The 368-nt window shown below is 52.7% G+C and carries 1 protein-coding gene; it reads left to right on the top strand.

Going from position 1 to position 368, the window contains the following annotated elements; all coding sequences use genetic code 11:
• On the top strand, window positions 1-327 hold a 327-nt coding region (locus HK26_RS13635), incomplete at its 5' end, for a DUF6362 family protein (protein ID WP_180539586.1).
• Window positions 328-368: the final 41 nt, after the last annotated feature.

Here is a 368-nt window from a genome sequence, read left to right as displayed (position 1 = left end):
CGTCCGTCCAGTTGCGGCTCATCCTGGCAGGAAACGCTCATGGAACTGGATGACCTGCTCAGCCTGACAGCCGAAAGCCAGATCAGGCCGCCAATGCCCACATCATCGGAAATCTCCCGGATGGATGAGGCTCTGGGCTGGGTTTCATGGATACAGGATACAGCGCACCGCCGTGTCGTACTGTTCTGGATGATGATCCACCCACTGTCCGGCCAGCATCGGTATAGCTGGCGGCAAATTGGCGAGAGAATGGGCCGTGACCACAAAACGGTGAAAGGCTGGTTTTACAGGGGCGTAGCGGTGATCACGAAAAAAAAATACACATAACTGCATTTTTCACTTCCCAAATTCCCCAAAATATACTTTTT

This window comes from Acetobacter okinawensis (assembly GCF_002153655.1).
GTDB classification, from domain to species: Bacteria; Pseudomonadota; Alphaproteobacteria; order Acetobacterales; family Acetobacteraceae; genus Acetobacter; species Acetobacter okinawensis_A.
Note: the sequence above shows the minus strand (reverse complement) of the source record. Positions and strands in the feature narration are given on the sequence as shown.